At 63.7% G+C, this 7,825-nt stretch carries 8 protein-coding genes; 6 read left to right on the top strand and 2 right to left on the bottom strand.

Annotation, left to right across the window (positions count from 1 at the left end; translation table 11 throughout):
• Positions 1 to 304 (bottom strand): triose-phosphate isomerase (locus ENZ75_RS13780; RefSeq protein ID WP_206617036.1); only part of this gene is annotated, 304 nt, incomplete at its 3' end.
• 145 nt (positions 305 to 449) lie between these two features.
• Here ENZ75_RS13780 and ENZ75_RS13775 point away from each other — a divergent pair.
• Genes ENZ75_RS13775 through glp form a run of 5 tightly spaced genes read left to right on the top strand, consistent with a single transcriptional unit; the run spans position 450 to position 5,855 of the window.
• On the top strand, positions 450 to 2,342 hold the full coding sequence (locus tag ENZ75_RS13775) for a SurA N-terminal domain-containing protein (RefSeq protein WP_063167979.1): 1,893 nt from the start codon (positions 450 to 452) through the stop codon (positions 2,340 to 2,342).
• Positions 2,339 to 3,349, top strand: a complete 1,011-nt coding sequence (gene trpD, locus ENZ75_RS13770) for an anthranilate phosphoribosyltransferase (protein ID WP_063167978.1) — start codon at positions 2,339 to 2,341, stop codon at positions 3,347 to 3,349. Before ENZ75_RS13775 ends, trpD begins: the two co-directional genes overlap by 4 nt.
• Before the next feature lie 3 nt (positions 3,350 to 3,352).
• The gene (trpC, locus tag ENZ75_RS13765; RefSeq protein ID WP_063167977.1) at positions 3,353 to 4,165 is read left to right on the top strand and encodes an indole-3-glycerol phosphate synthase TrpC; all 813 of its coding nucleotides are present in this window, start codon (positions 3,353 to 3,355) and stop codon (positions 4,163 to 4,165) included.
• Between the two features lie 2 nt (positions 4,166 to 4,167).
• Complete coding sequence (gene moaC / locus ENZ75_RS13760) at positions 4,168 to 4,650, top strand: cyclic pyranopterin monophosphate synthase MoaC (RefSeq protein WP_013531740.1); 483 nt, start codon at positions 4,168 to 4,170, stop codon at positions 4,648 to 4,650.
• On the top strand, positions 4,650 to 5,855 hold the full coding sequence (gene glp / locus ENZ75_RS13755; RefSeq protein ID WP_063167976.1) for a gephyrin-like molybdotransferase Glp: 1,206 nt from the start codon (positions 4,650 to 4,652) through the stop codon (positions 5,853 to 5,855). Before moaC ends, glp begins: the two co-directional genes overlap by 1 nt.
• Before the next feature lie 48 nt (positions 5,856 to 5,903).
• Here glp and ENZ75_RS13750 read toward each other — a convergent pair whose 3' ends face one another.
• Positions 5,904 to 6,734, bottom strand: coding sequence for an alpha/beta hydrolase (locus ENZ75_RS13750; protein WP_063167975.1), 831 nt, complete (start codon positions 6,732 to 6,734; stop codon positions 5,904 to 5,906).
• Between the two features lie 313 nt (positions 6,735 to 7,047).
• Here ENZ75_RS13750 and ENZ75_RS13745 point away from each other — a divergent pair.
• On the top strand, positions 7,048 to 7,825 hold a 778-nt coding region (locus tag ENZ75_RS13745), incomplete at its 3' end, for an AMP-binding protein (protein WP_164887813.1).

Below are 7,825 nucleotides of genomic sequence, written 5' to 3'. Positions count from 1 at the left end.
ATTCGGAATGGCCGACGATGACATGGCTCGCACCGGCATCCCTGAGCATTTCCGCCGAGATGCAGCCGGTGTAGGCGCCGCTCTCCTTGGTGTGGCAATCTTCGCCGCCGGCATGCACCGGCGTGCGCGACAGGATCTCGGCGGCGTGGGCAAGCAGGGTTGCGGGAACGCAAACCAGCGCTTCGGTCTCCGCGTCAAGCCCACTCATGAAGCCGTTGCCGATCATCCTGAGCTCGTTGAGGGAGGCGCTGGTGCCGTTCATTTTCCAGTTGCCGGCGACGAGCGGGCGAATTCCTGGCGTCATGGGTTTGCTTCTCCGGATGATATCGGGGCTCTGGCCCTCACTACCAAAATCAGGCCACAAAGCAATCGACAGTGGGCCGGAAGGGCGCTATTGCGCTTGTTTCAGACTCGGCGCATGCGAAAATGCGCATAAATCGGAAGTAAAAATGCTTGGTATATTGAGAAGCGCGGCAGGCACCTGGGTCGCGAAGGGGCTGTTGGTGCTGCTGGTGCTCAGCTTTTTGGTCTGGGGCGTTTCCGGACGGCTGATGGGCGGTTTGGCCGGCCATGATTCGGTGATAACCGCTGGCGGCACCAAAGTGTCGATCAACGAATACCGTCTCGCCTATGATCGCCAGCTCGCCGTCATGTCGCAGCAGTTCGGCCAACGTCTCAGCCACGAACAGGCAAAGGCGCTCGGTGTCGATAACCAGGTGCTGGCGCAGCTCGTCTCGGGTGCCGTTCTCGATGAACAGGCCCGCAAGCTGGGCCTCGGACTTTCCAAAGACCGGCTGGCCGAGCTGACACGCGAAGACCCGGCCTTCAAAGGCCCGGGCGGCCAGTTCGATCGCAGAACGTTCGAATATATGCTGCAGCAGATTGGCATGCGACCCGAGGACTATTTGAAGAACCGTGCTCAGGTGGCGGTGCGCCAGCAGATTGTCGAGGCGGTCTCGGACGGCCTCAAGGCTCCGGACACTTTCTTCAAGGCAGTTGCGCTCTATCGCGGCGAAGACCGCACCATCGACTATTTGACGCTGCCCAAGGCACTCGTCGAGCCGATCGTGGCGCCATCCGATAGCGTGCTTTCGGCCTATTTCGAAGCCAACAAGAAGACATATGCGGCACCCGAATACCGCAAATTCTCCTATGTCCGCCTCGAGCCGGTCGACATCATGGATCCGACCGCCGTCACCGACCAACAGGTCAGCGACGATTACAACAAGAACAAGGCGCGTTACACCACGCCGGAATTGCGTACCATCGAGCAGCTCGTGTTCAAGACGCCGGATGCGGCCAAGGCCGCGTTCGATTCGCTCAAGGCAGGCGCCACTTTCGACAAGCTGGTCACGGCGGAAGGCAAGACCCCAGCCGACACGTTGCTCGGCACGCTTGCCAAGGACAAGATCGCCGACAAGGCGGTCGCCGACGCCGCCTTCGCGCTTAACGCCAATGAAGTCAGCCAGGTCGTGCAGGGCGCCTTCGGTCCGGTGCTGCTGCGTGTCACCGAGATCAAGCCCGAGGTGGTGAAGCCGCTGGCCGAGGTGTCCGACCAGATCCGCAAGGATCTGGCGCTGGGCGAGGCAAGCCGCATCCTTCTGGACGTGCGCGACAATTACGATGACACCCGCGCCGCCGGCAGTTCGCTGGCCGACGCTGCGGCCAAGCTGAAGCTGAAGGTCGTCACCATCGACGCCATCGATCGCAGTGGACTGCGGCCAGATGCAAGCATCGTCAAGGACCTGCCGCAATCGCCGGAGCTGATCAAAGCGGTCTTCGACGCCGAACCCAACACGGAAAACGATGCCTTGACCACAGCCGACAACGGCTTCGTCTTCTATGAGGTGGCGTCCATCACGCCGGCTCGCGACCGCACGCTGGATGAGGTTCGTCAGAAAGTCGTGGCCGACTGGACGGCGGCGGAAACAAGCAAGCGGCTCGCCGCCAAGGCTGACGAGCTGGAAAAGCGGCTCAAGGCCGGCGCAACGCTCGATGTCATTGCCAGCGAACTGAAGCTGGAAAAGCAGACCAAGCGCGGTGTGAAGCGCGAGGCTGACGACGTCGATTTCGGCAAGGAAGGTGCCGCAGCGATGTTCGGAGTCGGCGAAGGCGGTACCGGCCTGATCCCCTCGCCTACCGGCGACGGAGAGATCCTGTACAAGGTCGCCGAAGTGTTCGAGCCCGCCGGGGCCGATGCCAGCTCGGTGCCGGATGACGCACAGAAATCCTTCACCTCCGGCATGTCGGACGACCTGCTCGACCAATTGGTGGCGCAGTTGCAGACGCAGTACGACGTTCGCGTCGACCAGGCCGCCGTCGCCCAAGCCTCGACAAGATGAGCGCGCTGAAAACCCATATCGCCAAGATCGCGACCGGTAGCGCGCTTTCCTTCGAGGAAGCGCGCGAGGCCTTCGACATCATCATGTCGGGTGATGCGACCCCCGGCCAGATCGGCGGTTTCCTGATGGCGCTGCGCGTGCGAGGCGAGACGGTGAGCGAGATTTCCGGCGCCGTCGCCACCATGCGGGCCAAGATGCTGCAAGTCGACGCGCCGGACGGCGCCATCGATATCGTCGGCACCGGCGGGGACAATTCCCACAGCGTCAATATTTCCACGGGATCGGCCTTTGTCATCGCCGGCAGTGGTGTGCCGGTTGCCAAGCACGGCAATCGTGGCCTGTCCTCGCTGACAGGAGCCGCCGACGTGCTGGTTGCGCTCGGCGTCAAGATCGACATCTCGCCCGAATTCATCGGCCGCTGCATCCACGAGGCTGGCATTGGTTTCATGTTCGCGCCCGCGCACCATCCAGCGATGAAACATGTCGGTCCGACCCGCGTCGAACTCGGCACCCGCACCATCTTCAACCTGCTCGGGCCGCTCTCCAATCCAGCTGGCGTCAAGCGGCAGCTGGTCGGTGTGTTCCTGCCGGAATGGATCCTGCCGGTTGCCGAGACGCTGAAGGCACTGGGTGCGGAGCATGCCTGGGTTGCTCATGGCGACGGCTATGACGAGATCACCACCACCGGCGAGACGCAGGTCGCCGAACTGATCGGCGGCGAGATCCGCAGCTTCACCCTGACGCCTGAAGCGGTCGGGTTGCCGCGCCACAGCAGGGACGAACTGCGTGGCGGCGATGCGGACTACAATGCCAAAGCCTTGCGCGATATGCTGGGCGGCGCTGCCGGCGCCTATCGCGACACCGTGCTGATGAATGCCGGCGCCGGCCTGGTGGTGGCGGGCAAGGCGACGACGCTTGCTGACGGCATCGCGCTCGCCGCGCAAGCCATCAACAGCGGCCGGGCCCTGCAAGTGCTCGACAGGCTGGTCGAGATTTCGAACGGGTAAAACGTGTCTGACATTCTTCGCAAGATCGAGGCCTACAAGCGCGACGAGATCGCGGCGGCAAAGGCACGTGTGCCGCTGGCCGAAATCAAGGCGCGAGCCAAGGACGCCGACGCACCGCGCGGCTTTCTTGCCGCACTCGAAGCAAAGCGCAAATCCGGCGCCTTTGCGCTGATCGCCGAGATCAAGAAGGCAAGCCCGTCCAAGGGGCTGATCCGCGCCGATTTCGATCCGCCGGCGCTGGCGCAGGCCTATGCCAAGGGTGGCGCTGCCTGTCTTTCGGTGCTGACCGACGCACCGTCCTTCCAGGGCGCGCCGGAATTTCTCACCCGGGCGCGAGCCGCCGTCGCGCTGCCGGCGCTGCGCAAGGATTTCCTGTTCGATCCCTATCAGGTCTACGAAGCCCGCGCCTGGGGCGCGGATGCCATCCTGATCATCATGGCCAGCGTCGACGACGCCCTGGCGAGCGAGCTTGAGGCAACGGCATTCGAACTCGGCATGGATGCGCTGATCGAGGTGCATGATGAGGCCGAGACGTTGCGCGCGCTAAAACTGTCGTCGCGGCTGATCGGTATCAACAACCGTAATCTGCGCACATTCGAGACCAGCCTCGACACTTCAGTGCGGCTGGCGAAGATGGTTCCGGCCGACCGCTTGCTGGTCAGCGAGAGCGGTATTTTCTCGCATGACGACTGCCTCAGGCTGCAAAAGAGCGACATCGGCACTTTTCTTGTCGGCGAGAGCCTGATGCGGCAACAGGACGTCACCACCGCGACGCGCTTGCTTCTGACAGGCAAGGCTTTGGCCGAGGCTATCTGACGATGGTATCAGGCCTGACCCATCTCGGCGCGCAGGGCGAGGCCAACATGGTCGATGTCGGCGACAAGGAAGAAACAACGCGCACGGCGATCGCCGAAGGCTTTGTCGCGATGCAGCCCGAGACGCTGAAGATGATCCTCGCCGGCAACGCCAAGAAGGGCGACGTGCTCGGCACCGCGCGCATCGCCGGCATCATGGCGGCGAAGAAGACGCATGATCTGATCCCGCTCTGCCATCCGCTGCTGCTGACCAAAGTTTCCGTCGACATCGAGCCCGACCATGCATTGCCGGGCCTGAAGGTCACCGCGCTGGCGCGCGTCACCGGCAAGACGGGCGTCGAGATGGAGGCGCTGACGGCCGCTTCGGTAGCCTGCCTGACCATCTACGACATGGCCAAAGCAGTAGACCGCGCCATGGTCATCACCGGCATCCGCCTGGTCGAAAAGACCGGCGGCAAGTCGGGTGACTACAAGGCGAGTTCCTGATGGCGCTGGTTCCTATCGCGGAGGCGCTTGAGCGCCTGCTCGATGGTGCGGCACCTCTAGCCGGCGAAAGCGTTCCTCTGTTCGAGGCGGTGGATCGTGTTCTGGCGGAACCGGTCGTGGCACTCCGTACCCAGCCACCTTTCAACGCTTCCGCCATGGATGGCTATGCCGCTCGAGCCGCCGACGTGGCGTCGGTACCATCCAGGCTGTCGGTGATCGGCATGGCGCCGGCCGGACGTGGTTTTGCCGGTAGGATCGGCAAGGCACAAGCGGTGCGCATCTTCACCGGCGCGCCGCTGCCCGAAGGCGCCGACACCATCGTCATCCAGGAGAATGTCCGCGACCTCGGCGGCGGCGAAATCGAAGTGACCGAGCCGACGGCGCAATGGCGCAATATCCGTCGCATCGGGCTCGATTTTTCAACAGGCGACATGCTGCTCGAAAGAGGCCGTTTGCTCGACCCGGCGGCACTGTCGCTGGCAGCATCGGCCAACCATCCCCAGGTCAAGGTGGTAAGACGACCGCTGGTCGCCATCATCGCCACCGGCGACGAATTGCTGCCGCCGGGCAGTAATCTCGGCCCGGACCAGATCATCTCGTCCAATGCCTATGGCGTCGCTGCCACCGCACACTCGGTCGGCGCCCGCGCGCTCGATCTCGGCATTGCCGCCGATCGCAAGGAGGCCATCGCCGAACTGGTGCAAAAAGCGGTGGCGGCCGGTGCGGATGTCATCGTGACGCTTGGCGGCGCCTCGGTCGGCGATCACGACCTGATCCACGACGTGCTGACCGGCGAAGGCATGACGCTCGGCTTCTGGAAGATTGCCATGCGCCCCGGCAAGCCGCTGATGTTCGGCCGCCTCGGCGATATCAGGTGCATCGGCCTGCCCGGCAACCCGGTGGCAAGCCTGGTCTGCTCGCAACTGTTCCTGAAGCCGCTGCTGGCGCGGCTCGGTGGCCGCAACCATCGCCAGGACATTCGCCCAGCGCGACTGGGTACCGCAATGCCGGCCAATGATTTGCGCCAGGACTATGTCCGAGCCGTGGTCAGGGAAGATGACGGCGCGCTGGTGGCGACGCCGTTCGGCATTCAGGATTCCTCGATGCTGAGAATGCTGGCCGACGCCAACGGGCTGATCGTGCGGGCGCCGTTTGCCCCTGCAGCAGCCGCGGGCGAGGCTTGCAGCGTTTTGATGCTGCGCTGAGGAATTCCAGGCAAGCCGTTCATAACAGACGAGAAAGTGATCTCGGCTCTAGCTCGAGATCAAGCTCTGTGTCAGCGGATGCGCCGGATCGGCAAGGCCGTCGACAATGTCGTAGTGATGCCGGTCGGGCTCGACCACGGTGCTGGTGGTGGCGCCAAGGCCGGTCCAGATGTTGGCAAGCAACGCATTCTGGCGCAGGAACTCGGCGCGCTCACCGCCGCCGGCCCAGCAGGTGATGCGGGCGCCATCCATCGGGCGCAGCAGGGCTGGGCTTTCAGCCAGCGCCTCCTCTTCGTCGATTGCCAGGTCCTTGTTCATGCCGGTGCGCATGAGCGGACGCAAATCGTGTAGACCTGAAATCGAAACGACATGGCGTATGCGCCGCGCCACATCCGGCGCCAGAGGCGTGGTTGTCGTCACCATCCGGGTGGCGAGATGGCCGCCGGCCGAATGTCCGGTCAGCATCAGCGGTCCGTCAACCATTGCCGCTGCCTTGCCAATCGCCGCCCCGACCTCCCGGACGATGCCTGCGATGCGTATGTCCGGGCACAGCGTGTAGGAGGGCATCGCAACGGCGAAGCCGCTGCCGACCGCGCCATTGGCGAGATGCGACCACAAGCTCTTGTCGGTCTCCAGCCAGTAACCACCATGGATAATCACCACCAGTCCTTTGGGCGCGGCCTTGGGAAGGAAAAGATCGAGCCGATTGCGCGGCCTGTCGCCGTAGGCGATGTCGAGCCGTGCCCGGCTCTCTGCCGAGAGCGCATCGCGGAATGCTGCCGCTGGCTCGGACCAGGCGGCTGGCCAACGGTCGCTGCCGGCAATGTTCGCGCCGTTGGCATAGGCATCATCCCAATCGACGATGTGACGTTCGAACATCTGCGCCCTCCCCCAAAACGGCATCGCTGTTGCGCTAGCAATGGCCAGCGCCACGCCATGCGTCAATGCTCCAGGGCAAAAACATTTTAGGCTTGAAACAAATTTCGACTGGTGCGATCCTGCCCGCACGAACAGCCGACAATGGGAGGTCTGCTGTGCTGCCCTCACCTGCAGATGTTCACCCTTTCGGCGCGCATCTCCGAGCAGGCGTGATGGGCAGCACGAAGCCTCCTCAGAGCAGGACCTTAGGATCCACCACATCCAGCCAAGGCGCATTGCGCACTGGCCAGGCAGCAGACGGGAGAGCGGCGACATGCTTGGGCCTTCAGCGCATATCGACACGTTCACGCGCGATCACCTGCCGCCGCCGGAGCAATGGCCCGATATACTGCTCGACGGCTTCGACTATCCCGAACGCCTCAACGCCGGTGTCGAACTGACCGACCGGCTGGTCGAGAAGGGCCTCGGCGACCGCACAGCCCTGATCGGCAATGGCCGCCGCCGCACCTACAAGGAACTGTCCGACTGGACGAACAGGCTCGCCCACGCGCTGGTCGAGAATTATGGCGTCGAGCCCGGCAACCGGGTGCTGATCCGCTCGGCCAACAACCCCGCCATGGTCGCCTGCTGGCTGGCTGCCACCAAGGTCGGCGCCGTGGTCGTCAACACCATGCCTATGCTGCGCGCCGGCGAACTGGCCAAGATCGTCGACAAGGCGGAAATCACCGTCGCGCTCTGCGACACCAGGCTGATGGACGAGATGACCGCCTGCGCCAAGGACAGCACCTTCCTCAAACAGGTCATAGGCTTCGACGGCACCGCCAACCATGATGCCGAGCTCGATCGTGCCGCTCTCGACAAGCCGGTGACATTCACCGCCGTCAACACCGGCCGCGACGATGTCGCGCTGCTCGGCTTCACCTCGGGCACGACAGGCGTGCCGAAGGCGACGATGCATTTCCACCGCGACCTCCTGATCATCGCCGACGCCTATGCCCGCGAAATCCTGGAGGTGACGCCGGACGACATCTTCGTCGGCTCGCCGCCGCTGGCTTTCACTTTCGGCCTTGGCGGGCTCGCTATCTTTCCCC

Origin of the sequence: Mesorhizobium sp. M7A.F.Ca.CA.002.04.1.1 (genome assembly GCF_004022805.1) — a bacterium.
GTDB classification, from domain to species: Bacteria; Pseudomonadota; Alphaproteobacteria; order Rhizobiales; family Rhizobiaceae; genus Mesorhizobium; species Mesorhizobium ciceri.
This window is presented reverse-complemented; position numbering and strand designations above follow the sequence as displayed.